Raw genomic sequence first — 24546 nt, 5'->3', positions numbered from 1 at the left:
CTTTTTTCGACAGAAGCCGATATTGTACTTGCGAAGCAGCCCATGCCTTTGTCCGACCGCCGATCGTCCGTTGCCACCCTCGAAGCGGGCGCCGAACCGCGGCGCCGCGGCGCGCGAGCGGAGGCGAGGCAACGGGATCAGGCGCAAGGGGGCGCGCATGGCGACATGACGGCGGCTGGTCACGATGTCGGGCGCGACGGCGACCACACCGGAGCGGCCGCGGGCGACCCGCCGGATGAATTCGCGGCCGACCACGCGAGCGACGACAAACCCGCGCCCAAAACCAGAGCCACGGCGAAGGCCGCCGCCAAACCCGCAGCCAAAGCCCCCGTCAAAACCGCCGACAAGCTCGCCAAGCTCGGGCTCACGCGCGACATCGACCTCGTGCTGCATCTGCCGATGCGCTACGAAGACGAAACCTCGCTGACGCCGATCGCTCACCTGCTGCCCGGCGGCATCGCGCAAACCGAGGGCGTGGTGTTCGACAACGAGATCGCCTATCGCCCGCGTCGGCAGCTCCTCGTGAAGCTGCGCGACGCCGAAGGCGACGAGCTCGTGCTGCGCTTTCTGAATTTCTACGGTTCGCAGGTCAAGCTGATGGCGCCCGGCGCGCGCCTGCGCGTGCGCGGCGACGTGCGCGGCGGCTTTTTCGGCATGGAGATGGTGCACCCGACCGTGCGCGTCGTCGATGAGGACACGCCGCTGCCGCAGGCGCTGACGCCGGTCTACCCGAGCACAGCGGGCGTATCGCAGGCGTATCTGCGCAAGGCGATCGACAACGCGCTCGCGCGCACGTCGCTGCCGGAGCTGCTGCCCGCGCCGGTCGCGCGCGCGTTTCTCGAGCCGCTTGGCGTGCCCGCGCTGATGGACGCGGTGCGCACGCTGCATCATCCGGGCGCGCAGTCGGACGAAACGGCGCTGATCGACGGCACGCATCCGGCCTGGGTGCGCATCAAGTTCGAGGAATTGCTCGCGCAGCAGATGTCGCTCAAGCGCGCGCACGACGAACGTCGCACGCGCGCCGCGCCGGCCATGCCGCGCCGCAAGCTCGGCGACGAGTCGGCGCTGGTCGCGCGTCTGCTGAAGGCGCTGCCGTTTTCGCTGACGGCCGCGCAGCAGCGTGTCGGCGGCGAGATCGCGCTCGATCTGACGCAGCCGCATCCGATGCAGCGGCTGTTGCAGGGCGACGTCGGCAGCGGCAAGACGATCGTCGCGGCGCTTGCTGCCGCGCAGGCGATCGACGCCGGCTACCAGGCCGCGCTGATGGCGCCGACCGAAATCCTCGCCGAGCAGCACGCGCGGAAGTTGCGCGGCTGGCTGGAGCCGCTCGGCGTGAACGTCGCGTGGCTCGCGGGCAGTCTGAAGACCAGGGAGAAGCGCGCCGCGATCGAAGCTGCCGCGCTCGGCACCGCGCAGCTCGTGATCGGCACGCACGCGATCATCCAGGACGCGGTCGAGTTCGCGCGCCTCGGGCTCGTGATCGTCGACGAACAGCATCGCTTCGGCGTCGCGCAACGGCTCGCGCTGCGAGCGAAGGCGCAAGGCGCCGCCGACGGCGCGCCCGACTTCCAGCCGCATCAGTTGATGATGTCCGCGACGCCGATTCCGCGCACGCTCGCGATGACCTACTACGCGGACCTCGACGTTTCCACGATCGACGAATTGCCGCCCGGCCGCACCCCGATCCTTACGAAGCTCGTGTCCGACGCGCGCCGCGAAGAGGTGATCGGCCGCGTGCGCGAGGCGGCGCTGACGGGGCGCCAGGTGTACTGGGTGTGTCCGCTGATCGAGGAAAGCGAGACCCTGCAGCTGCAAACCGCGGTCGAGACCTACGAGACGCTCGTGGCCGCGCTGCCCGAGCTGAAGGTCGGGCTCGTGCACGGGCGCCTCGCGCCCGCCGAAAAGGCCGCGGTGATGGACGCGTTTTCGCGCAACGAGATCCAGCTGCTGGTCGCGACCACGGTGATCGAGGTGGGCGTGGACGTGCCGAACGCGTCGTTGATGGTGATCGAGCATGCGGAACGCTTCGGTCTCGCGCAGTTGCATCAGTTACGCGGACGGGTGGGGCGCGGCAGCGCCGCGTCGGTTTGCGTGCTGCTGTACACCGGTCCGCTGTCCATGACCGCCCGCGCCCGCCTGCAAACGATGCGCGAAACTACCGACGGCTTCGAGATCGCCCGCCGCGACCTCGAAATCCGCGGGCCCGGGGAGTTTCTCGGCGCCCGTCAGTCGGGCGCGGCGATGCTGCGTTTCGCCGACCTGCAGAACGATCAGCACCTGATCGAGCCGGCGCGCGAAGCCGCCGCGACGCTGCTCGACCAGTATCCGGACGTCGTGATCCAGCATCTGGCGCGCTGGCTCGGCGCGCGCGAGCATTATCTGAAAGCCTGAGCGCGAGCCTGCGCCGCAAGTGGAACGGCTAAAAGGTTGGCGAACCGACCCTATCGGTGTATAACTAGAATCTATCAAATCCCTCATACTGATTGATCCCCGAATGACGCTCACCGAATTGAAATACATCGTGGCGGTGGCCCGCGAGCGGCACTTCGGCCGGGCCGCCGAAGCCTGTTTCGTCAGCCAGCCCACGCTGTCCGTGGCCATCAAGAAGCTCGAAGACGAGCTGAACGTGCAGATTTTCGAGCGCGGCACCAGCGAGGTCAGCGTCACGCCGATCGGCGAACAGATCGTCACGCAGGCGCAACGGGTGCTCGAGCAGACGCTTGCGATCAAGGAAATCGCCAAGCAGGGCAAGGACCCGCTGGTCGGTCCGCTGCGCCTTGGCGTGATCTACACGATCGGGCCGTACTTGCTGCCGACGCTCGTCAAGCAGATGATCCGGCGCGTGCCGCAGATGCCGCTGATGCTGCAGGAAAACTACACGCTGAAGCTGATCGAGCTGCTCAAGCAGGGCGAAATCGACGTCGCGATCATGGCGCTGCCATTTCCCGAAACCGGTTTGATGCTGCGCCCGCTTTACGACGAGCCATTCGTCGTCGCGCTGCCGTCTGGTCACGCGTGGGAAAGCCGCCCGAAGATCGACCCCGACGATCTGAAGCAGGAAACCATGCTGCTGCTCGGCAGCGGCCACTGCTTCCGCGATCATGTGCTCGGCGTGTGTCCCGAACTGATGCGCTTTTCGCAGAACGCGGACGGCATCCAGAAGACCTTCGAGGGCTCGTCGCTCGAAACGATTCGTCATATGGTCGCAAGCGGCGTCGGCATTACCGTGCTGCCGCGCATGTCGGTGCACGAGGTCAAGCCGCATGCGGGCGGGATCGACGCGGGCCTGCTCAGCTATGTCGCGTTCGACGAGCCGGTGCCCGATCGCCGTGTCGTGCTGGCATGGCGCAAGAGCTTCACGCGCATGCCCGCGATCGACGCGATCTGCGACGCAGTCGCCGCCTGCGACCTGCCCGGCGTCAACAAGCTCGATCTGCCTGCCGCCGTCAACTGAGTCGCCGTCGTCCCCCAGCCGCCCCAGACACCGGGGCGGCCTGTCGCAACAAGGGCGCAAGTCCTATCGAATAGATTAAATTAATCAAATACGATTATTCGATAGCTGTTGCTATAGTTTCCTCCACGGATCGCCCGATCCCCTTATTCGATTAAGGCTCAGCGCCCAGACCCCGAGTCAGGGCGCGAGACAGGCCAGGAGGAAAACACCATGCAAACGGATTCACAGCCCATCCACGCTTTTCCTGCACAAGCGGCCACGACTGCGGCCGCGCCGAGTATCCATACGGTTGCCATGTCGTTGCTGGCCGACCGGGTGCTGGCCGCCTGACGCGCCTACCCGTGACGGCGTCCGGCACGCACGGATGCCGCGCGCTTTCCCTTTGATTCGATAAAAACCACGCAGGAGTGCCCATGTCCGAACGTAAGCTCACCCATGCCGCCGGCGCGCCCGTCGCCGACAACCAGAACTCGATGACCGCCGGCCCGCGCGGCCCGGTCGTGCTGCAGGACGTCTGGCTGCTCGAAAAGCTCGCGCATTTCGATCGCGAAGTGATTCCCGAACGTCGCGTTCACGCGAAGGGTTCGGGTGCGTTCGGCACGCTGACGGTGACGCACGACATTTCGCGCTACACAAAGGCGAAGGTATTTGCGCAGCCTGGCAAGGAAACGCCGCTTTTCATGCGCTTTTCGACGGTGGCCGGCGAGCGTGGCGCGGCCGACGCCGAGCGCGACGTGCGCGGCTTCTCGATCAAGTTCTACACGGAAGAAGGCAACTGGGACGTGGTCGGCAACAACACGCCGGTGTTCTTCATCCGCGATCCGCTGAAGTTTCCGGACTTTATCCATACGCAGAAGCGTGATCCGTACACGAATCTGCGCAGCAATGTCGCCGCGTGGGATTTCTGGTCGCGTCATCCAGAGTCGCTGCATCAGGTGACGATTCTGATGAGCGATCGCGGCATTCCGAAGAACTACCGGCAGATGCATGGCTTCGGCTCGCACACGTACTCGTTCATCAACGCGAACAACGAGCGTTTCTGGGTCAAGTTCCACTTCAAGTCGCAGCAGGGCATCGAGAATTTCACCGACGCCGAAGCCGCGCAGGTGGTCGCCAATGACCGCGAAAGCGCGCAGCGCGATCTGGTGAACAGCATCGACGCGGGCCACTTCCCGAAGTGGCGCTTCGCGATTCAGGTGATGCCCGAAGCGGATGCGTTGAATTACCGCTTCAACCCGTTCGACATCACGAAGGTGTGGTCGCAGAAGGACTATCCGTTGATCGACGTCGGTACGATCGAGCTGAACCGCAACGCGGCCAACTATTTCGCGGACGTCGAGCAGGCGGCGTTCACACCCGCGAATGTGGTGCCGGGTATCGGCTTTTCGCCGGACCGTCTGTTGCAGGGGCGTCTGTTCTCGTACGGCGATACCCAGCGTTACCGGCTCGGCATCAATCACCACCAGATTCCGGTGAATGCGCCGCGCGCGCCGGGCGCGCATGCGTTCCATCGCGACGGCGCGATGCGCACCGACGGCAATCTCGGCGGCAACGTGAATTACGAGCCGAATCGCTTCGGCGACTTCGCGCAGGACGCCAACGCGTCGGAGCCGCCGCTCGCGGCGGGCGCGGTCGAGCGTTACCCGCATCGCGAGGACGACGACTACTACACGCAGCCGCGCATGCTGTTCGCGCTGTTCGACGACGCGCAGCGCGAGCGTCTGTTCGGCAATATCGCGCGACATATCGACGGCGTGCCGCAGCAGATCGTCGCGCGTCAGATCGAGCATTTCCGCCGCGCCGATCCGGCTTACGCGCAAGGGGTGATCGCGGCGCTCGCCGCGTTGCAGGAAGGCAGGAATCGTTAGGCGTCACGATACGCACCGGGAGTACGATCATGATTCAGATGGTGATGGCAAGCATCGGTGGTTCGGCCGCGACGCGAAGCATGCTGGCGCAACGGCGGGCGTTCATGCTGCGTAAGGTGGTGGGTTTTGCGATCGTCGCGAGCGGCTTCGCGGTGATCGCCGCGCAGGCGTTGCAGCATGCGCTGGGCGGCTGAGCGCAGTGCCGCCGGAATCGCCGCGCAGCAAGGCTTCCGGGCACCTGTTGCGCAAACGTTGCGGCATTTCACGCTACACTGTCGAACGTTTTATTTTTGTTTCCGCAGACCGTTATCTGCCGACCGGTTCGTATCACTCTTCGAAGGAGTCATCATGGCCAAGAAAGAAGCCGCTGCCGTACAGCACGTCAACATCGGCATCAGCGACAAGGATCGCAAGAAGATCGCGGAAGGGCTGTCGCGTCTGCTCGCCGACACGTACACGCTATACCTGAAGACCCACAACTTTCACTGGAACGTCACGGGTCCGATGTTCAACACGCTGCACCTGATGTTCGAAACGCAGTACAACGAACTCGCGCTCGCGGTCGACTCGATCGCCGAACGCATCCGCGCATTGGGCGTGCATGCGCCGGGCAGCTATAAGGATTTCGCGAAGCTGTCGTCGATCCCCGAAGCGGACGGCGTGCCGCTCGCCGAAGACATGATCCGCCAGTTGGTCGAAGGCCAGGAAGCCGTGGTGCGCACCGCGCGCGCAATCTTCCCGTCCACGGAAGCCGCCAACGACGAGCCGACCGCCGACCTGCTCACGCAACGCATGCAGACGCACGAAAAGACCGCGTGGATGCTGCGCTCGCTGCTCGCTTGATTTGCCGTGACTGAGCCGGTCGAGTCAGGTCCGATGCCGGCGCGGGCAACGCCCACGCCGTGCTAAAAACGCACAAGCCTCCCTGCACGGGGGGCTTTGTTTTTTGCGCGGCCGTGCGAATCCGGGCGCGCCGTGTGCTTCCCGTAAAATAGGTGCACCGTGTTCGCACTTCACCGAATTCGTCCCATGTTCGCCCGACTTCCCCTGTATCTGCGCCTCGTGCGCATGGATAAGCCGATCGGCAGCCTGCTGCTGCTGTGGCCGACCCTCAACGCACTGTGGATCGCATCCGGCGGTCATCCGTCGTGGCAATTGCTGGTGATCTTCACGCTCGGCACGGTGCTGATGCGCTCGGCCGGCTGCGCGATCAACGACTATGCGGACCGCGATTTCGACCGTCACGTGAAGCGCACCGAAAACCGGCCGCTCACGTCCGGCAAGATCAACGCGTGGGAAGCGGTTTTGCTGGCCACGGTCCTGTCGTTGATCGCGTTTGCGCTGATCCAGCCGCTCAATGCGTTGACCAAGGCGTTGTCCGTGGTGGCGCTATTCGTCGCCGGCACGTATCCGTTCATGAAGCGCTTCTTTGCGATTCCGCAGGCGTACCTGGGCATCGCGTTCGGCTTTGGCATTCCGATGGCGTTCGCCGCGGTGCAGGATCACGTGCCGCCGCTCGCGTGGGTGATGCTGATCGCGAACATCTTCTGGGCCGTTGCGTACGACACCGAATACGCGATGGTCGATCGCGACGACGACATCAAGATCGGCATCCGCACGTCGGCGCTGACGTTCGGCCGCTTCGACGTGACCGCGGTCATGCTGTGCTATGCGGTGACGCTCGGGATTTACGTCGGCATCGGCGTGACGCTCGGGTTCGGTCTGCTGTACTGGCTCGGCTGGGCGGTCGCAGTGGGTTGCGCGATCTATCACTACACGCTGATCCGCCATCGCGAGCGCATGCCGTGCTTCGCCGCGTTCCGTCACAACAACTGGCTCGGCGGCGCGTTGTTCGCCGGGATAGCCGCGCATTACGTGCTGGCTTCGCTTTAATTCGCGTCAGCGCTTTGCGGGCTTCAGACCGCTGCTGTTTCCGCCGTTTCTTTTCGACGCCGGTTCGCGTTACTGCTTGCCGAACTCGTCGCCCATTTCGCGCGCCCGCGCGTCGGCGGCCAGCGCGCCGCGCACGATTGCATCCTTGATACCGCTCGCGTCGAACGAGGCGAGCGCCGCCGCGGTCGTGCCGCCCTTCGATGTCACGCGCTCGCGCAACACGCTCGGCGGCTCGTCGGAATTGGCCGCGAGTTGCGCGGCGCCCGTGAACGTCGCGACCGCGAGCGCGCGGCCTTGCGCTTCGTCCATGCCGAGCTGGCGCGCGGCTTCCTGCAGCGCTTCGATGAAATAGAACACGTAGGCCGGCCCGCTGCCCGAGATCGCGGTCACCGCGTCGATCTTCGCTTCGTCATCGAACCAGACGGTTTCGCCGACCGCGCCGAGCACCTGCGACGCGAGCGCGCGACCCGCTTCGTCGACGCTGCCGCTTGCGACCAGACCCGTCACGCCCATGCCGATCAGCGCCGGCGTATTCGGCATCACGCGCACGATGCGGCTGTGGCCGTCGAGCCAGCGCGACATGTCGCCGATGCGAATGCCCGCGACGATGCTGACGATGAGTTGCGACGCGCGCAGATGCGGCGCCACCGTCCCGGCGACGCTCTTCAGGATCTGCGGCTTTACCGCGAGCACGACTGCGTCGTAATCAGCGAGCGCGCCGTCGGCGGCCACGCCGGTGCGGATGCCGAACTGTTGCTGGTTGCGCTGGCGCGCGTCTTCGTTCGGATCGACCGCGTACAGGTCCGAGGGCGCCACGCCCCGCTTGATGAGGCCGCCGATCAACGCCGCGGCCATGTTGCCGCCGCCGATAAACGCAATTTTCATGATGGTCAGGACAGGTTCAGTTGAGATGCGGAAATGCGGTGAGGGCGTCGCGCGGCCAGGCTCGCGCGACGCCCGTGCAAATGCTCAGCGCGAGTAATCGCGCGCGCCGAAGATCGCGGTGCCGATGCGGACGATCGTCGCGCCTTCGAGCACGGCTGCTTCGAGATCGGCCGACATGCCCATCGACAGCGTATCGAGCGCAAGTCCGTCGACACGCAAGCGCTCGAACAGCACGCGCAATTGGCGATGCGGCGCGCGTTGCGCGTCCAGATCGCCGAGCGGTTCGGGGATCGACATCAGTCCGCGCAGCTTCAGCTTCGGCAGCGCGGCGATCTGTTGCGCGACGGCGGCCGCGTCGCCGACCGTGACACCGCTCTTTGACGCTTCACCGCTGACGTTGACCTGCAGGCACACGTTGAGCGGCGGCAGGTCGTCGGGGCGCTGTTCCGACAGTCGCTGCGCGATCTTCAGCCGATCGACCGAATGTACCCAGTCGAAATGCTCGGCGACGGCCCGCGTCTTGTTCGATTGCAGCGGCCCGATGAAGTGCCATTCGAGCGACGCGCGCAGATCGGCGAGCGTCTGGATCTTGTCGAGCGCTTCCTGCACGTAGTTTTCGCCGAATGCGCGCTGACCGGCCGCACGAGCGGCGCGCACCGCATCAGCGCGAAACGTCTTGGAGACCGCGAGCAGCATCACGGACTGCGCGTCGCGGCCGGCCGCTTGCGCGGCTCGGGCGATGCGCTCGTGAACGTCGGCGAGATTGAGAGCCAGGTGCTCGGCGAGACGGTGAGGCAGATCGGACATGGAACGAACCGGTGTTCAGCGAAGACGATGTCCCGATTATACGGACAGCATGTGCTCGACCAGTTCGATCCAGTGCGCGACCGGCGTCGACGTGCCGCTTTGCAAATGCGCGATGCAACCGACGTTCGCCGACAGGATCACCTGCGGCTCCTGCGCCTGCAAACGCTCGAGTTTCTGATCGCGCAGCGCGTACGACAGGCGCGGCTGCAGCAGCGAGTAGGTGCCGGCCGAGCCGCAGCACAGATGGCTGTCGGCGGGCAGGCGCACTTCGAGGCCGAGCGCGCCGAGCAGTTGCTCGACCTTGCCGCGGATCTGCTGCCCATGCTGCAGCGTGCAGGGCGGATGAAATGCGACCGTGTGCACGGCCCGGCGGCGCGTGATCGCGACAAGCTGCGCCTCGAACTCAGGCAGGATCTCGCAGACGTCGCGCGTCAGTTCGACGATGCGGCGCGCTTTCTCCGCATAGTTGGGATCGTGGCGCAGCAGGTGCGCGTATTCCTTGACCGTCGCGCCGCAGCCCGACGCGTTCATCACGATCGCTTCAACGCCCTGTTCGACGTAGGGCCACCATGCGTCGATGTTCGCGCGCAGGTCGTCGAGCGCCTCGTCGTGGTAGCCGAGGTGCAGGCGGATCGCGCCGCAGCAGCCGGCTTCGGGCGCAACCAGCGTTTCGATGCCGAGCGCGTCGAACACGCGCGCGGTCGCGATGTTGACGTTCGGCATCATCGACGGCTGCACGCAGCCCGCGAGCATCAGCACCTTGCGTTCGTGTTGCGCGCTCGGCCATTCGAGCGGGCGTTGACGCGCGGGCACCTTGTCGCGCAGTTTCTTCGGCAGCAGGCCGCGCACGTGCTGGCCCAAGCGCATCGCGGGCGTGAAGATCGCGCTGTTCGGCAGCACGCTCGCGAGCAGGCGCCGCATCAGCCGCTGATTGAGCGGACGCTTGACTTTCTCTTCGGTGAGCTTGCGGCCGATTTCGACGAGCCGCCCGTATTGCACGCCCGACGGGCAGGTCGACTCACAATTGCGACAGGTGAGGCAGCGGTCCAGGTGAACCTGCGTGCTGCGCGTGACCGGCGCGCCTTCGACCATCTGCTTGATCAGATAAATGCGCCCGCGCGGGCCGTCGAGCTCGTCGCCGAGCAGTTGATAGGTCGGGCAGGTGGCCGTGCAGAAGCCGCAATGCACGCACTTGCGCAGGATGGCGTCGGCTTCGTTGCCATCGGGCGTATTGCGAATGAAGTCCGCGAGGTTGGTTTGCATCGCATCGCTCAGAAGTCGGGGTAGAGACGGCCGCGGTTGAATATGCGGACCGGGTCGAATGCGTGTTTGAGGCCGCGATGGATTTTCATCAGCGGCGCGGGCAGCGGTGTGAATACGCCGGCGCTGCGGTCGTAGCCTTGGCCGCTGCGGAAGATCGTCGCGTGGCCGCCGGCCTGCTTCGCGCTGATGCGCACGGTTTGTGCGTCGGTGTCGGTGATCCACCAGCGCTGGCCGCCGCCCCATTCCATCAGTTGCGCGCCGGGCAGTTGCAGCGGCTCGGTGATCGACGGCAGCGCGAGACGCCACAGCGCGGCCTTCGGCGGAATGCCCGCAAAAAACGAATCGGTCTGTTCGCGCAGTCCGGCCCAGAAGCGTTCGGCTTCGACCGCATCGACGACTTCGCCGCCGAGCCCGGTGCGCGCGGACTTGACCGCGGCTTCCGCGCCGCCCAGGCGCACCGCGAGCGTGCCGTTGCGCCATGCGCTCGCGGTGATCGGCAGCGGCCGGCCACCCCATTCGTTGAGCTTGCGTACCGCGTCGGTGCCGTTCATGTCGAACTTCAGCGTGGCTTCGGCCTGCGGCCGCGGCAGCACTTTGACCGATAGCTCGAGGATCAACCCGAGCGTGCCGAGCGAGCCCGCGAGCAGCCGCGACACGTCGTAGCCCGCGACATTCTTGACGACCTGGCCGCCGAAGCGCAGCACCTGGCCCTGGCCGTTCATCACGACGGCACCGAGCACGAAGTCGCGCGCGGCGCCGACGGCCGGCCTGCGCGGCCCCGAAATACCCGCGGCGATGCAGCCGCCGAAGGTGGCCTGCGGACCGAAGTGCGGCGGCTCGAACGGCAGCATCTGGTCGTGCTCGGCGAGCGCGGCTTCGATTTCCAGCAACGGTGTCCCCGCGCGCGCGGTGATCACGAGCTCGGCCGGATCGTACGCGATGATGCCGCGATAAGCGCGCGTGTCGAGGATCTCACCTTCCAGCGTCTGACCATACCAGTCCTTGGTGCCGCCGCCGCGGATGCGCACCGCGCCTCCCTCGGCGCTGGCCGAACGCACGCGTTCGGACCATCCGGCGACGATGTCGTCCTCTTCCATGGTGTCCTGCTCGTTGTGTGTCGTTTGATTGTACCGGGCGGCGGCTCGCTGGCAAGCCGGAGCGCACCCGCATGACGGGGCGCGGAGCATCGGTCTGAAGGGGACGGAGCGAGGCGCCGCGCACGCCGCGCCAGCATCAGCGCGCGCGGCGTGCGGCGGATGCGCAATGCCGACGCCAGCCGCTAGAAGCGAGGCAGCTCCGGATGCGGCAGCAGCCCGCCGCGCACGTGCATCTTGCCGTATTCGGCGCAGCGCGCCCGTGTCGGGATGCCCTTGTCGGGGTTCAGCAGGCCGGGCGCGTCGAAGGCCCGCTTGACCGCGTGGAACGTATCGCGCTCCTCGGGCGAGAACTGCACGCACATCGAATTGATCTTCTCGATGCCGACGCCATGCTCACCCGTCACCGTGCCGCCCAGCTCGACGCAAGCTTCGAGGATGTCGCAACCGAACAACTCGGCGCGGTGCCACTCGTCCTTGTCGTTGCCGTTGAACAGGATCAGCGGATGCATGTTGCCGTCGCCGGCATGGAACACGTTGATGCAGCGCAACTGGTACGTTTTTTCCATCTCCTCGATGCGCGCGAGCAGCGGCCCGATACTGCGGCGCGGCACGGTGCCGTCCATGCAGTAATAGTCCGGCGAGATGCGGCCGGCGGCCGGAAACGCGTTCTTGCGCCCGGACCAGAAGCGTAGGCGCTCCGCTTCCGTGCGCGAAATCTGGATACGGGTCGCGCCGTGCTCGCGCAGCACCGCGGTCATGCGTACGATCTCGTTCGCGACTTCCTCGGGTGTGCCGTCCGATTCGCACAGCAGGATCGCCGCCGCGTCGAGATCGTAGCCTGCGTTGACGAACTCCTCGACCGCGCGCGTGGCGGGCTTGTCCATCATCTCGAGGCCGGCCGGAATGATGCCCGCCGCGATGATGCCCGCGACCGCGTCGCCGCCTTTGACGACGTCGTCGAAGCTGGCCATGATGACCTGCGCCGTTTGCGGCTTCGGGATCAGCTTGACGGTGACCTCGGTGACGATCGCGAACATGCCCTCGCTGCCGATCAGCACCGCGAGCAGATCGAGCCCCGGCGCGTCGGGCGCGAGCGAGCCGAATTCGACGATTTCGCCTTCCATCGTCACCGCTCGCACGCGCAGTACGTTGTGCACGGTGAGGCCGTACTTCAGGCAATGCACGCCGCCCGAATTCTCGGACACGTTGCCGCCGATCGTGCACGCAATTTGCGACGATGGGTCGGGCGCATAGTAGAGGCCGTACGGTGCCGCGGCCTCGGAGATCGCCAGATTGCGCACGCCCGGTTGCACGGTCGCGATGCGCGCGTACGGGTCGACCTCGACGATCTTGCGAAAGCGTGCGAGCGACACCACCACGCCGAGCCGGATCGGCATCGCGCCGCCGGACAGCCCGGTGCCCGCACCGCGCGGCACGATGGGCACCTCGAGGCGATGGCAGATCTGCACGATGCGCTGCACCTGTGATTCGGTTTCCGGCAACGCGACCGCGAGCGGCAGACGCCGGTACGCGGCGAGGCCGTCGCAGTCGTACGCGACGGTGTCTTCCTCGCGATACAGCAGACAGTGGGTCGGCAACACGGCCATCAGCGCCTGCACGACTTCGCGCTGACGCTGCGCGAGGACTTCGGCCGACAGTTCAGCGGGTGCGTTCATGTGAGTTGTCTCCTCGTGGCTTGCCGCGGCCAGCCTTCGCAACGTCGGTCAGGCCGCCGCCCACGCGAAGATCTTGCCCGGGTTCATCAGATTGCGCGGGTCGAGCGCGTGCTTGATCGAGCGCATCGTGTCGACCGCGACGTCGCCATGCTCCTCGAGTAGAAAGCCCATCTTGTGCAGGCCGATGCCATGCTCGCCGGTGCAGGTGCCGTCCATGCGCAGCGCGCGCTGCACGATGCGATGGTTCAGGCGCTCGGCTTCCTCGAGTTCCTCGGGCTTGTTCGGGTCGATCAGGATTGCGACGTGGAAGTTGCCGTCGCCGACATGGCCGACGATCGGGCAGGGCAGCGGCGAGGCCAACAGATCCTGCTCCGTTTCGACCACGCACTCCGCGAGACGCGAGATCGGTACGCAGACGTCGGTGGTCACCGCGCGCGAGCCGGGCTTCAGTTGCAACATCGCGAAATAGGCGTTGTGACGCGCGTTCCACAGACGGCTGCGGTCTTCGGGGCGCGTCGCCCATTCGAAGCCTTCACCGGCGTTCTGCGCGGCCAGTTCCTGCACGAGCTGGGCCTGTTCCTTGACGCCCGCCTCGGTGCCATGAAATTCGAAGAACAACGTGGGTGCTTCGCGCAGCGTCAGATTCGAATGGCGATTGATCGAGCGGATCGCCAGCGAATCGACGAACTCGACACGCGCGATCGGCACGCCGATCTGGATCGTCTCGATAACCGCGCGCACCGCATCGCCCATCGACGGGAACGTGCACACCGCGGCCGACACCGCCTCCGGCTGCGGATACAGGCGCACCGTGATTTCGGTGATCACGCCGAGCGTGCCTTCCGAGCCGACGAACAGGCGCGTGAGGTCATACCCCGCCGACGACTTGCGCGCGCGCGAGCCGGTCTTGATCACGCGGCCATCGGCGAGCACCACCGTCAGGCCGAGCACGTTCTCGCGCATCGTGCCGTAGCGCACGGCGTTGGTACCGGACGCGCGCGTGGCCGACATGCCGCCAATGCTCGCGTCCGCGCCCGGATCGATCGGGAAGAACAGGCCGGTGTCGCGCAGTGCTTCGTTCAGTTGCTTGCGTGAGATGCCGGGCTCGACGGTGACGGTCAGGTCTTCGGCGTTGATCGACAACACGCGGTTCATTTCCGACAGATCGATCGACACGCCGCCTTGCACCGCAAGCAGATGTCCTTCGAGCGACGAACCATTGCCGTACGGAATGATCGGCACATCGAACTGGCCGCACAGCTTGACCGCGGTTTGCACGTCTTCGGTCGTGCGCGCGAACACGACGGCGTCAGGCAGTTGCGGATCGAATGGCGATTCGTCGCGGCCGTGATGCGCACGCACGGCTTCGGCAACGGAGACCCGATCGCCGAAAGCGGCTTTGAGCTGGTTCAGCAATCCGGCGGGAAACGGCCGGCGCAGCGGTGCCGGCGGCACGGGATGGTTCACGCATGTCTCCTGTGTCGACCGGAGTTAGCGCTACAGCGCTTACTCCGGTCCCATGCTTTAGCTCGATCGGTTTAGCGCTACAGCGCTTGCTCCGGTCTCGTGAAAGTTGCTTTAGGTGCAGCCTGTTTGCAGCAGGTGTTTCATTTTACGCCGCCAGCCGGCGCGGCGCCGACTAGCGCTCATATAATGGCGGCGATTTCGCGATGCGAGCAATATGGATAAACGTGGTGGCCGCATCGCCACCGAATGCATGGGAGATATCATGGGCAATCGCCTCAGCAAGATCGCCACTCGCACCGGCGACGACGGCACCACCGGTCTCGGCGACGGCCGCCGCGTGCGCAAGGACAGCACGCGCATCGCCGCGATCGGCGACATCGACGAACTCAATTCGAATCTGGGCGTGCTGTTGTGCGAGAAGCTGCCCGAGAACGTGCGCGCGGCGCTGGTCGCGATCCAGCACGACCTGTTCGATCTTGGCGGCGAGCTCTGCATTCCCGGCCACACGATGCTTACCGACCAGCATCTCGCACAGCTCGACGGCTGGCTCGCCGACTACAACGCCGCGCTGCCGCCGCTGAAGGAATTCATTCTGCCGGGCGGTTCGCGCGCGGCCGCGCTCGCGCACGTGTGCCGTACCGTTTGCCGCCGAGCGGAGCGCGCGATCGTCGCGCTCGGCGAACACGAGGCGCTGAACGCGGCGCCGCGTCAATACGTGAACCGGCTGTCCGATCTGTTGTTCGTGCTGGCGCGCGTGCTCAATCGCGCGGACGGCGGCACCGACGTGCTGTGGCAGCACGATCGCGGCGCGCCGTGAATGGCGACGCGCATGCGCGTATCGACACGCACGGTGCTCTGCACGAGCCGACGCTCAACCGACGGCGAGCGTGACCGGCTTGCCGATACGGCTGAGCATTTCCACGAGCGTGTCGATCGTGAACTTGGTGGTTTTCTTGTTGACGACGTCGGACACGCGCGGGCGCGACACCATCAGAATTTCAGCCGCCTCGGCCTGCCTCAGATGATGCTGTTCGATCCACGTGGACAGCTCGGTCATCAGCTGTTCCTTGAGCAGCCGCGTGTCGTTGATCTGTTTTTGCGACGCCGCGTGAAGACGCTTCGCTTCCTCGGCGGAAAAACCGAGTTCGACAAACACGTTCGCGCCGGCTCGCGTTACGTGACGAATGTTGGTGTCGATCGTCATGGCTGGGTGGTCCTGTAATGGATGATGGCGCGGTAGCGCGTTTCGACAATTTTTCTGTCGTGCGGGCCGAGCTTCTGCGTCTTCTTCTGAAAGCAATGCAGCACGTACAGCGCTTCGGCGTATTTGGTCACGTACATCACGCGAAAAATGCCGTCTTCGTCTCTGATGCGAATTTCGCGCGTTCCCGCGCCGATCGAGTCAATCGGTTTCCAGTCGTCGGGGTCGAGTCCTGACTGAATCTTGTGAAGCTGAAACCCTGCGAGACGACGCGCTTCGTCGGGAAAAGCGAGCAAATCACGGTAGCTGGAGCCTAACCAGCGAATTTCCTTTTGCTGCTCCATCGCCACCTCATGTATAAAATCTTATACGCATCCTCCAACCCGGTCAAGTCGTGCGAACGACCAGGCAACGAGCTATGACGATAGCGAGGCGGCAGGCTCAGTACCGTTCGTCCGACTGGCCAATAAAAAACCCGGTTCGAAATCGAACCGGGTTTTTTCTACCAACTGCAGACAAGTCGCCGAAGTGGCGACGGGGCGAGTGTTCAGTTGCCGCTGCCGCGCGCGACGCGGCGCTGCCTGACCGCTTCGGCAAGGCCTTCGAGCACGGCGACGCTTTCATCCCAGCCGATGCATGCATCGGTAATGCTCTGCCCGTACGTGAGCTCGCAGCCTTCCTGCAGATCCTGGCGACCCGCGACGAGGTGCGACTCCACCATCACACCGACGATCCGCTCGTCACCCGCGGCGATCTGACGGCCGACGTCCGCGCACACCGGAATCTGGTTCTCGTGCTTCTTCGAACTGTTCGCGTGGCTCGCGTCGATCATCAGACGCGCGGCGAGACCCGCCTTGCCGATGTCCGCGCAGGCCGCGTTGACGCTGTCGGCGTCGTAGTTCGGCGTTTTGCCGCCGCGCAGAATGACGTGGCAGTCCTCATTTCCCGCGGTCGATACGATCGCCGAGTGGCCGCCCTTCGTGACCGACAGGAAATGGTGCGGCTGCGAGGCCGCCTTGATCGCGTCGACGGCGATCTTCACGTTGCCGTCCGTGCCGTTCTTGAAGCCGACCGGGCACGACAGTCCCGACGCGAGCTCGCGATGCACCTGCGATTCGGTCGTGCGCGCGCCGATGGCCCCCCACGAGATCAGGTCCGCGATGTACTGCGGGCTGATCATGTCGAGGTACTCGGTGCCGGCCGGCAGGCCGAGTTCGTTGATGCGCAGCAGCAGCTCGCGCGCGGTGCGCAGGCCTTCGTTGATCTTGAAGCTGTTGTCCATATGCGGGTCGTTGATGAGACCCTTCCAGCCCACCGTCGTGCGCGGCTTTTCGAAGTACACGCGCATTACGACTTCGAGTTCGCCGGCAAAGCGCTTGCGCTGCTCGATCAGACGCCCCGCGTATTCGATCGCGGCCTTCGGATCGTGAATCGAGCACGGGCCGATCACGACGATCAGACGGTCGTCCATGCCGTGCAGAATCCGATGCATCGCGGTGCGCGAGTCGTAGATCACGTTGGACACCGTCTCGTCGCACGCAAATTCGCGGATCAGGTGAGCGGGCGGCGTGAGTTCCTTCAATTCGCGGATGCGGACATCGTCGGTATTGTGCGGGGGCATGTGGTTCTCCTGAATCGGTTCGTAGCGTGTTCGGGTCAAAAGCGTGAGACGAAAAAAAACCGCCAGGCTGGCTGGCGGTTTTTCGTGAATTCCTGGTGTCCTGCGTGCACTAACACCCCTCTCGATCCGCCAGCGGTCTGAGATACCAAAAAAAGTAAAAATAAAATTTGGCGGACATGGCGAAGTGAAATGCGTCGCTGATCAAAAAAGGTGAGTGCCTTTATAACCCGGTACAAGCTCGGCTGACAAGCCGGGGCATCGAAAAATGCGGAAAATCCGCACGCTTCGCGACTTGCGTGCGCGAAGCGTGCATCAGTCGCGCAATCAGGCCGTACCGCCGACCGTCATCCGCTCGATGCGCAGCGTCGGCTGACCGACGCCCACCGGCACGCTCTGGCCTTCCTTGCCGCACACGCCGACGCCGGAATCGAGCTTCATGTCGTTGCCGATCATCGTGACGTACTTAAGCGATTCCGGGCCGCTGCCGATCAGCGTCGCGCCTTTGACGGGATACGTGATCTTGCCGTTCTCGATCATGTACGCCTCCGAGGCCGAGAATACGAACTTTCCGTTCGTGATGTCGACCTGACCGCCGCCGAAATTCACCGCATACAGGCCGTTCTTCACGGACGCGAGGATTTCTTGCGGGTCCTTGTCGCCGTTGAGCATGTACGTGTTGGTCATGCGCGGCATCGGCAGCGCCGCGTACGATTCGCGCCGTGCGTTGCCGGTGACCGGCATTTTCATCAGACGCGCATTCAGCGTGTCCTGGAGGTAGCCCTTCAGGATGCCGTCCTCGATCAGCGTCGTGCACTGCGTCGGATTGCCTTCGTCGTCGATATTGAGCGAGCCGCGGCGGTTCGGCAGCGTGCCGTCGTCGACCACGGTGACGCCCTTCGCGGCGACCTGCTCGCCGATGCGTCCCGCGAATGCCGACGACCCCTTGCGGTTGAAGTCGCCCTCGAGCCCGTGGCCGATCGCCTCGTGCAGCAGCACGCCGGGCCAGCCCGGCCCGAGCACGACGGTCATTGCGCCGGCCGGTGCCGGGCGCGCGTCGAGATTGACGAGCGCGGCGTGTACCGCGTCGTCGACGTAGCGCGACAGCACTTCATCGGTGAAATAGCCGTAGTCGAAACGCCCGCCGCCGCCGCCGCTGCCGATTTCGCGGCGGCCGTTCTGCTCGGCGATCACCGTCACCGACACGCGCACCAGCGGCCGGATGTCGGCCGCGAAGCCGCCGTCGCTGCGCGCGACGAGCACCACGTCGTATTCGCCGGCAAGACCCGCCATCACCTGCTGGATGCGCGGGTCGCGGCCGCGCGCCATCTGCTCGATGCGCTCGAGCAGCTTGACCTTCGCGGTGGCGTCGAGCGAATGCAGCGGATCGGACGGCAGGTACAGATCGCGCCCGGCGATGCCGGTCAGCGACGACGCCACCTTGATCTTCTGCTTGCCGCCGCCCGCCCTGGCGATCGCGCGCGTGGCGATGGCCGCCTGGCGGATCGCTTCGGGCGACAGGTCGTCCGAGTACGCGAACGCGGTGCGCTCGCCCGACACGGCGCGCACGCCGACGCCCTGATCGATGCTGAAGCTGCCCGACTTCACGATGCCTTCCTCGAGACTCCACGCTTCGCTGCGGGTGGCCTGAAAGTAGAGGTCCGCGTAGTCGACGCGGTGCGTGAAGATTTCGGCGAGCGTGCGCGTGAGCAGCGACTCGTCGAGACCATAGGGCGTGAGGAGGATGTCCTTGGCGGCGGCGAGATTACGGATACCGGGTTCGATGATGTTCATGCGAAGTATGTTCTGCTCGATACGGAGGGGTCGGGGAGCGCCTGCGTCGCTATATGCGTGGCAGGCGCCGCAGTTTCAATGTCGGTTTCAGCTCAGCACGCGATGACGCCATGCCGGCAGGCTCTGCCGCACTTCGTCGATGCGCGCGCGTTCGAGGTTGCCCGCAACCACGCCGGCGCCCTCGTCGCGCACCGCGACGATCTCGCCCCACGGGTCGATCAACATGCTGTGGCCCCAGGTGCGGCGGCCGTTCTCGTGTTTGCCGCCTTGCGCCGCGGCGAGCACGTAGCACTGATTTTCGATCGCGCGGGTGCGCAGCAGCAGCTCCCAATGCGAGCGGCCGGTCGTGTAGGTAAACGCGGACGGCACCACGATCAGCGCGCAGTCGCCCAGGCGCCGGTACAGCTCGGGAAAGCGCAGATCGTAGCAGACCGACAGGCCGACCCGGCCGAACGGCGCCTGGAAACCTTGCACCGCGGTGCCGGGCCGAATCGTGCGCGCTTCGTCGAACGATTCTTCGCCCTTTTCGAAGTTGAACAGGTGGATCTTGTCGTAGCGCGCGGCTTCGTTGCCGAGCGGGTCGAACACGAGCGTCGTGTTCAGCACGCGCGATGCCTCCGGCGCATTCAGCGGCAGCGTGCCGCCGATCACCCAGATCTGGTGGCGGCGCGCGGCGTCGGCGAGAAAGCGCTGGATCGGGCCATCCCGATGCGGCTCGCGCACGGCGAGCTTGTCGGTGTCCTTGAAGCCCATGAAGCAGAAATACTCGGGAAGCAGCACGAGTTGCGCGCCGTCGGCGGCGGCTTCGGCGATTAGGCGCTGTGCGTCGGCGAGATTGCGATCGCGATCCGGCGTGCTGACCATCTGCAGCGCGGCGACCCGGAAGGAGCTGGCCAATGGCCCGCCCGATGCATCGGCGGGCGGAGAAGGAGAGATGTGTGTTTCGCTCATGAGCGTGTCGAAAGGCTCCCGGCAGGGCGGCGGCGCGATGCGCGGCGCCGCATGCATGATTGTGGGCTGGCTCGGCCCAGTTGGCGCATTGATTCGACGAAGTGGCACGAGCGGCCGCGTAATTCGCGATAGCGGCGCCGGGAAACCAAAGCTCAGTGCGCTTCCACGGACGAAGCCGGAGCGTCAATCTTACCCCGTTCGGTCGTCACCCGCTGGACGTGCGGTTTCGACCACGAGCCGGTGATCGCGTAGTCGCGTGCGAACACTTGCGACACCCCGTGCGTGAGCGCGAGATCGGCGATCAGTGCGCCGAGGCCGATCAACGGATTGACGATCGCCGCCGCGATCACCGCCGAGCCGGCGCTGACGGTCGGCACCACGTGCAGGTGCAGATCCTGGCTCTTCTGCGCGATGTCGACCGAGCCCACCATCTCGGCGCGCGCCGGCGCGGTCACCATTCTGAAGTCGTCGATGCGGGCGATGCCGTCATGAATCTGCGCGGTCCCGGTCACGCTCGAAAACGGCAGGCCCTCGCCGATCACGTCGCGGAAATCGAGCGTGGCGATGCGTGCGAGGCTTTGCAGGCTCAGCACGCCGAGCAGTGTCGCGACGCCTGGATCGACCTTCAGGATCTGGCCGTGGCGCAGATCGAGCGCGAGATTGCCGTTCAGCGTCGAATAGTCGATCGTGGTCGGGCCGCCTTGCCACACCGCCTTGCCGGCGATCGAGCCGCTGCCGCTCCTGAGCGTCCTCGGCAGACCGAGGCGATCCAGCATTGCGCCGGCATCCTTGATGTCGAGCTTGAAATCGAACACGGTGCGGCGCGGCGTGGCTTCGTCGGCCGAGGTGGCCAGCCCGGTCGACGTGCGCCAGTTCGCGGTCGCGGTGAGCGTCGCGGTCGGGTTCGTCACATCGAGCTTGTCGAGCTGCCAGACCGGCACGCCGTTCTCGTCGAAGTTGTGAGCGTCGACCTCGAGCCGGCCCACGTTGCGATCGTGCACGATCAGCTCGTCCACGACCATATCGATCGACGGCATGTTCAGCGCCGGCGCCGACATCGCCGGGCCGAGCAGGTCCTTGTCCGCGACCGACGGAATCACGAGGCGCGCAAAGCGCGCCTGCAGCTCGCCCGGCGATTCGCGGGTCGCGCCCGGCAGCCACGACACGTGGCCGGACACCTGATTCGACGCGATGTTCGCCTGCCACGTGCGGTCCGCGTGCGACGCACCGACGATCACGTTGTCCCAGTGGCGCTTGAGCAGCGTCAGCGTGTCGATGTGCAGCGCGAAGCGATTCGGCAGGAACTGCGTGAGCATCGGATTGGGCGCGGCGGCGGGGGTGGCCGCGTTGCTCGTGTTGGTGGCGCCGCTGGCGGTACTGCCGCCGTTCGCCCCGCCGTTCACGCCATTCGCCCCGGCCGCGCCCCCGCGCAACTGCGCGGCGAGCGCGCGCCAGGCGTCGGCATTGAACTCCTTGACGTCGACCACGGCCACCACGCCCTCGGACGGCAGATCGGCCGGCCGGTTCACGCCGATCGCGCCGCGCACGACGGCCGGTGGCGTATTCGGCTGCACCTTCGGCTGATAGCGCAGCAGATACGCGGCGGCGACCGGCCCGAACGTCAGGTCGGCGCGTTCGAGGCCGGCTTCGCCGGGCGCCGTCGACGGATTGACCGAGAAGTGCAGCGGCATCGGCGTGCCGACCGGCTTGTTGAACGGTGCGGGAAAATCGAGCGCGAGGCCGCTCAGATCCGAGTTGGCGCTGACTTCCGGCAGGCGGCCCCTCGCGCCGCTGACGTTCAACGCATACGGCGCGCTGCCGCGCATGTGCGTGAGCACCTGCGCGGCCGGGCCATGCAGATGCAGCTCGCGCGCGGCATCGACGGCGATGTGGCCGTTGAGCGCGAGCGCGTACGCGCCGTCCTGACGCAAGCCGCCGTTCGCGTGCACGTCGCCGCCGAGGAACCGGCCGGACAGCCGGTCGGTCTCGGCCGTGTGCTCGGTGAAGCGCACCCGGCCGGTCAGCTGCGACAGCGGCGGCACGTTGTTCACGCTCAGGCGATTGTTCTGAAAGCCGAGCGCGCCTTCGACACCGACGTGCGGCTTCGGCGTGCGCGGGATCGTCAGCTTCAGCGCGAGCGCCGCGGCCCCTTCCGCGCGGATCTTTTCGGTCTGGTGCCGCGCCATGATGCCGAGCGAGCTGCCGTTCACGTAGTCGAGCATGTCGGCGAGGGGGCCGCGGCCGTTGCCCTGAATGACCAGGTTCGACGCTTTGGTGCCGAGGTCGTCGATGTGGCCGTTGACGTCGGTCAGTGCGATGCGCTTGTAACGCCCGCGGTCGATGTCGAAGCGCAGCACATTCTGCTTGAGTTCGAACACGCCGTCGATGCCGTCGAGCGGCGGCCAAACGTTTGGCGTGCCGTTGCGCATATTGCGCGGCGGAAACGGCGTTGGATCGAACTTGCCGCCGGTGAACGGCGCGACGATGTGGAAGATGCCGGCGTCGGGGTCGCGCGCGTAGGGGAACTTGGTCAGGTCGCCGTGCACTTCGATCGTGCCGCCACGCGACACGCCAGCCTGCAAGCCGTGGCCCAGATAAACGCGCAGCTTTTCGCTGACCGCGGTCGGCAGATAGCGGGCGATGTGTGTCACCTGCGCGCGCTTGAAGTCGGCTTTCAGGTCGAGCGAGCCGCGGCCGTGGCCGGGATTACTGTAGCTCGCGGTCGCGGTCGCCTCGACGTCGGGGTCCGATATCCCGAAATCGTTGAGCTTGATCGCGAACGCGGGCCGGGTGTCGCCCGGCGCCTTCGCGCCCACCGTCCAGTCGGCGCGGCCGTGCAGACGCGCGAGCGTGAGACGCGGATCGTCGAACACGCCCGGCAGCGTGATCGCCACGTTGGTCGTATCGAGGTTCGCGTGGCCACCTTTTTCATCGGCGTCGACGTTGCCCCACAGGTTTTCGATGCCGGGAACGCCGGCGCGCGGGTGGCCGCGCGGCGTCAGGCCCGGCCCCGGCTCCTGGGCGGCGAAGCTGATGCCCTGTAGATCGCCCTTGAAGCGATAACGCTCGATCGGTTCAGCACCCGTCGGCCGACGGTCGCTGCCCACTTCTCCGGATTCCGGCTTGCCGCGCTCGACCTCGATCACGTAGTTCGCGACGAGCCCGCGCGGATTGATGCGCACGAGTTCATTGAGAAAGTGCCGCGGCAGCGGCAGCGCGCGGCTGAATTCGGCGAGGATGCCGAGATCGACGCGATCGCCGCTGATGCTCAAAAGCTGCCCATGCTGCTGCGACGCCATCCGGTAGCGGCTGTCAAGGGTCCGGAAGCGCAGGATGCGCGTGAGCGGCGTGCCGTCTTCGAGCGGCGGCTGGCCGAGCTCGGCCCGCAGGTCCGACAGCTGCAGCCGGTACTCGGCTTCGTTTGCCTCGACGCGCCACAGAAAGTGGGTGATCGGCACGAGCAGCTTTGGCTGGGTCGGGCGCACGCGCATCGCGACGTCGTAACCGCTCAACTGGCCGGTCGCCCGGGTCATGCGGCCTTCGCTGAAGTCGATCCAGATTGCATTGTCGATGCGGCCGGCGAACGTCTCGATCGGGAACTGGATGTAGCGCGCGAGCGTCGGCAGATCGACCGGGCCCGTCGACATGTACACCTGCCCGCTCCAGTTTATCGGCTTGCCGAGCGCCGAGAGCGGCGCGTGGCGGAAGTGCGTGCGGAAGTCGAGCGGGCCTTTCAGCACCTGGCCGTCGGGTGGCGCCTGCAGCGCCATGCGGTGATCGCGGCCGTCATTGAGGATCGCGATGCGGATGTCGCGCAGCGCCAGTTCGGGTTCGTTGCGCATCGCGTCACGCCAGCGCAGCACGCCGCCGCGCACGACGATCGCCTGCTGGCGCAACAGCCAGGTGGACAGCGCGTCGTTGCCGCTGTGGCGCGTCGGCACCGGCACGCCCGCGACCGACAGCACGCCGTCCTCACTGCGCGACACCAGCACGTCCGGCTGATCGACGATCAGGCTCGACAGCGCGGGATGAAACTGCCACAGCGAGCGCCAGGATACCGTCGCGGTGGCGTGCGGAATCGTCAGCGCGGGTCGGCCGTCGTGGTCGCGGATAACCAGATTCGTAACGTCGAGCCCCGGCTGGAAGCCGCTCCAGTGCGGCGCGAGCCGGCCGATCGTGAACTGGGTGCGCAGCTTGTCGGAGACCGCGGCTTCGATGCGTGGGCGGAACGAGTCGGCGCGCGGCAGCACCACGTAGCGCAAACCCAGAAACAGTCCGGTCGCGATGAAATAAAGGACGAGTGCGAGCGTGACGAGCACGCGCAACGTCCGACGCAGCACGATGTGGTCGCTTCCGCTCACATGCCGGACCTGCGATGGGGCTTGCGGGTCGGTGGATTCGTTTCGCTCGGACATGCTGCGGCGACTGGGCGTATGGTAGTTTTGCGAGTTAACGACGAAATGTAACACACGGGAAAGCGTCGGCGGACCTCCTGCAAACCCTGTCCGACAGCCTGCGACGGCGTTTGGCGAAGCCGTCCGGCACCGCGTTCGGCACGGGTTCGGCACGCGT

19 protein-coding genes are annotated in these 24546 nt (G+C 65.9%); 7 read left to right on the top strand and 12 right to left on the bottom strand.

What is annotated here, in order from left to right:
• Positions 1 to 42 precede the first annotated feature (42 nt).
• The 6 genes from recG (at position 43) to ubiA (ending at position 7215) form a co-directional block, all read left to right on the top strand.
• Positions 43 to 2391, top strand: coding sequence for an ATP-dependent DNA helicase RecG (gene recG / locus F6X42_RS09105; protein ID WP_187633890.1), 2349 nt, complete (start codon positions 43 to 45; stop codon positions 2389 to 2391).
• A 103-nt stretch (positions 2392 to 2494) separates the two neighbouring features.
• Complete coding sequence (locus tag F6X42_RS09100; protein ID WP_187633889.1) at positions 2495 to 3454, top strand: LysR substrate-binding domain-containing protein; 960 nt, start codon at positions 2495 to 2497, stop codon at positions 3452 to 3454.
• Between the two features lie 413 nt (positions 3455 to 3867).
• Positions 3868 to 5322, top strand: a complete 1455-nt coding sequence (locus F6X42_RS09095; protein WP_187633888.1) for a catalase — start codon at positions 3868 to 3870, stop codon at positions 5320 to 5322.
• Positions 5323 to 5351: 29 nt separating this feature from the next.
• Positions 5352 to 5516, top strand: coding sequence for a hypothetical protein (locus F6X42_RS09090; RefSeq protein ID WP_187633887.1), 165 nt, complete (start codon positions 5352 to 5354; stop codon positions 5514 to 5516).
• A 154-nt stretch (positions 5517 to 5670) separates the two neighbouring features.
• The gene (locus F6X42_RS09085; RefSeq protein ID WP_187633886.1) at positions 5671 to 6165 is read left to right on the top strand and encodes a Dps family protein; all 495 of its coding nucleotides are present in this window, start codon (positions 5671 to 5673) and stop codon (positions 6163 to 6165) included.
• Positions 6166 to 6351: 186 nt separating this feature from the next.
• Entirely contained in the window at positions 6352 to 7215 is an 864-nt protein-coding gene (gene ubiA, locus F6X42_RS09080) for a 4-hydroxybenzoate octaprenyltransferase (RefSeq protein WP_187633885.1), read from the top strand.
• 69 nt (positions 7216 to 7284) lie between these two features.
• On the opposite strand, the gene proC is transcribed toward ubiA, so the two are convergent.
• The 6 genes from proC to F6X42_RS09050 form a co-directional block, all read right to left on the bottom strand.
• Positions 7285 to 8100: a pyrroline-5-carboxylate reductase gene (gene proC / locus F6X42_RS09075; RefSeq protein ID WP_187633884.1), complete on the bottom strand. Its 816-nt coding sequence runs from the start codon at positions 8098 to 8100 to the stop codon at positions 7285 to 7287.
• A gap of 84 nt (positions 8101 to 8184) precedes the next feature.
• Positions 8185 to 8907: a YggS family pyridoxal phosphate-dependent enzyme gene (locus F6X42_RS09070; protein WP_187633883.1), complete on the bottom strand. Its 723-nt coding sequence runs from the start codon at positions 8905 to 8907 to the stop codon at positions 8185 to 8187.
• 36 nt (positions 8908 to 8943) lie between these two features.
• Complete coding sequence (gene glcF / locus F6X42_RS09065) at positions 8944 to 10170, bottom strand: glycolate oxidase subunit GlcF (protein WP_187633882.1); 1227 nt, start codon at positions 10168 to 10170, stop codon at positions 8944 to 8946.
• A gap of 8 nt (positions 10171 to 10178) precedes the next feature.
• Positions 10179 to 11267 (bottom strand): glycolate oxidase subunit GlcE, encoded by a 1089-nt coding sequence (glcE, locus tag F6X42_RS09060; protein WP_187633881.1) that lies wholly within the window; start codon positions 11265 to 11267, stop codon positions 10179 to 10181.
• A gap of 182 nt (positions 11268 to 11449) precedes the next feature.
• Positions 11450 to 12943, bottom strand: coding sequence for an FAD-linked oxidase C-terminal domain-containing protein (locus F6X42_RS09055; RefSeq protein ID WP_187633880.1), 1494 nt, complete (start codon positions 12941 to 12943; stop codon positions 11450 to 11452).
• A gap of 48 nt (positions 12944 to 12991) precedes the next feature.
• A complete protein-coding gene (locus F6X42_RS09050) occupies positions 12992 to 14410 on the bottom strand; it encodes an FAD-linked oxidase C-terminal domain-containing protein (RefSeq protein WP_187633879.1) in 1419 nt (472 codons plus the stop codon).
• 262 nt (positions 14411 to 14672) lie between these two features.
• On the opposite strand from F6X42_RS09050, the gene F6X42_RS09045 reads away from it, so the two are divergent.
• Positions 14673 to 15227: a cob(I)yrinic acid a,c-diamide adenosyltransferase gene (locus F6X42_RS09045; protein ID WP_187633878.1), complete on the top strand. Its 555-nt coding sequence runs from the start codon at positions 14673 to 14675 to the stop codon at positions 15225 to 15227.
• A 54-nt stretch (positions 15228 to 15281) separates the two neighbouring features.
• On the opposite strand, the gene F6X42_RS09040 is transcribed toward F6X42_RS09045, so the two are convergent.
• The 6 genes from F6X42_RS09040 to F6X42_RS09015 all read right to left on the bottom strand — a co-directional run bounded on the left by F6X42_RS09040 (position 15282) and on the right by F6X42_RS09015 (position 24389).
• Complete coding sequence (locus tag F6X42_RS09040; protein ID WP_187633877.1) at positions 15282 to 15614, bottom strand: helix-turn-helix domain-containing protein; 333 nt, start codon at positions 15612 to 15614, stop codon at positions 15282 to 15284.
• On the bottom strand, positions 15611 to 15955 hold the full coding sequence (locus F6X42_RS09035) for a type II toxin-antitoxin system RelE/ParE family toxin (RefSeq protein WP_187633876.1): 345 nt from the start codon (positions 15953 to 15955) through the stop codon (positions 15611 to 15613). The genes F6X42_RS09040 and F6X42_RS09035 overlap by 4 nt, the downstream gene beginning before the upstream one ends.
• Positions 15956 to 16158: 203 nt before the next feature.
• On the bottom strand, positions 16159 to 17232 hold the full coding sequence (gene aroG, locus F6X42_RS09030) for a 3-deoxy-7-phosphoheptulonate synthase AroG (RefSeq protein WP_187633875.1): 1074 nt from the start codon (positions 17230 to 17232) through the stop codon (positions 16159 to 16161).
• A gap of 324 nt (positions 17233 to 17556) precedes the next feature.
• Positions 17557 to 19023, bottom strand: a complete 1467-nt coding sequence (gene tldD, locus F6X42_RS09025) for a metalloprotease TldD (RefSeq protein WP_187633874.1) — start codon at positions 19021 to 19023, stop codon at positions 17557 to 17559.
• Positions 19024 to 19110: 87 nt separating this feature from the next.
• The gene (locus F6X42_RS09020) at positions 19111 to 19974 is read right to left on the bottom strand and encodes a carbon-nitrogen hydrolase family protein (protein ID WP_187633873.1); all 864 of its coding nucleotides are present in this window, start codon (positions 19972 to 19974) and stop codon (positions 19111 to 19113) included.
• A gap of 152 nt (positions 19975 to 20126) precedes the next feature.
• Positions 20127 to 24389, bottom strand: coding sequence for a YhdP family phospholipid transporter (locus F6X42_RS09015; protein WP_187633872.1), 4263 nt, complete (start codon positions 24387 to 24389; stop codon positions 20127 to 20129).
• Positions 24390 to 24546 lie beyond the last annotated feature (157 nt).

It is taken from the genome of Paraburkholderia podalyriae (assembly GCF_014397785.1).
In the GTDB taxonomy this organism is placed as follows: Bacteria; Pseudomonadota; Gammaproteobacteria; order Burkholderiales; family Burkholderiaceae; genus Paraburkholderia; species Paraburkholderia podalyriae.
This window is presented reverse-complemented; position numbering and strand designations above follow the sequence as displayed.

Excerpts from the sequence above, each read along its gene's own strand:
- recG (WP_187633890.1), top strand. The coding sequence starts at position 43 with ATGCCTTTGTCCGACCGCCGATCGTCCGTTGCCACCCTCGAAGCGGGC.
- F6X42_RS09100 (WP_187633889.1), top strand. The coding sequence starts at position 2,495 with ATGACGCTCACCGAATTGAAATACATCGTGGCGGTGGCCCGCGAGCGG.
- F6X42_RS09095 (WP_187633888.1), top strand. The coding sequence starts at position 3,868 with ATGTCCGAACGTAAGCTCACCCATGCCGCCGGCGCGCCCGTCGCCGAC.
- F6X42_RS09090 (WP_187633887.1), top strand. The coding sequence starts at position 5,352 with ATGATTCAGATGGTGATGGCAAGCATCGGTGGTTCGGCCGCGACGCGA.
- F6X42_RS09085 (WP_187633886.1), top strand. The coding sequence starts at position 5,671 with ATGGCCAAGAAAGAAGCCGCTGCCGTACAGCACGTCAACATCGGCATC.
- ubiA (WP_187633885.1), top strand. The coding sequence starts at position 6,352 with ATGTTCGCCCGACTTCCCCTGTATCTGCGCCTCGTGCGCATGGATAAG.
- proC (WP_187633884.1), bottom strand. The coding sequence starts at position 8,100 with ATGAAAATTGCGTTTATCGGCGGCGGCAACATGGCCGCGGCGTTGATC.
- F6X42_RS09070 (WP_187633883.1), bottom strand. The coding sequence starts at position 8,907 with ATGTCCGATCTGCCTCACCGTCTCGCCGAGCACCTGGCTCTCAATCTC.
- glcF (WP_187633882.1), bottom strand. The coding sequence starts at position 10,170 with ATGCAAACCAACCTCGCGGACTTCATTCGCAATACGCCCGATGGCAAC.
- glcE (WP_187633881.1), bottom strand. The coding sequence starts at position 11,267 with ATGGAAGAGGACGACATCGTCGCCGGATGGTCCGAACGCGTGCGTTCG.
- F6X42_RS09055 (WP_187633880.1), bottom strand. The coding sequence starts at position 12,943 with ATGAACGCACCCGCTGAACTGTCGGCCGAAGTCCTCGCGCAGCGTCAG.
- F6X42_RS09045 (WP_187633878.1), top strand. The coding sequence starts at position 14,673 with ATGGGCAATCGCCTCAGCAAGATCGCCACTCGCACCGGCGACGACGGC.
- F6X42_RS09040 (WP_187633877.1), bottom strand. The coding sequence starts at position 15,614 with ATGACGATCGACACCAACATTCGTCACGTAACGCGAGCCGGCGCGAAC.
- F6X42_RS09035 (WP_187633876.1), bottom strand. The coding sequence starts at position 15,955 with ATGGAGCAGCAAAAGGAAATTCGCTGGTTAGGCTCCAGCTACCGTGAT.
- aroG (WP_187633875.1), bottom strand. The coding sequence starts at position 17,232 with ATGCCCCCGCACAATACCGACGATGTCCGCATCCGCGAATTGAAGGAA.
- tldD (WP_187633874.1), bottom strand. The coding sequence starts at position 19,023 with ATGAACATCATCGAACCCGGTATCCGTAATCTCGCCGCCGCCAAGGAC.
- F6X42_RS09020 (WP_187633873.1), bottom strand. The coding sequence starts at position 19,974 with ATGAGCGAAACACACATCTCTCCTTCTCCGCCCGCCGATGCATCGGGC.
- F6X42_RS09015 (WP_187633872.1), bottom strand. The coding sequence starts at position 24,389 with ATGTCCGAGCGAAACGAATCCACCGACCCGCAAGCCCCATCGCAGGTC.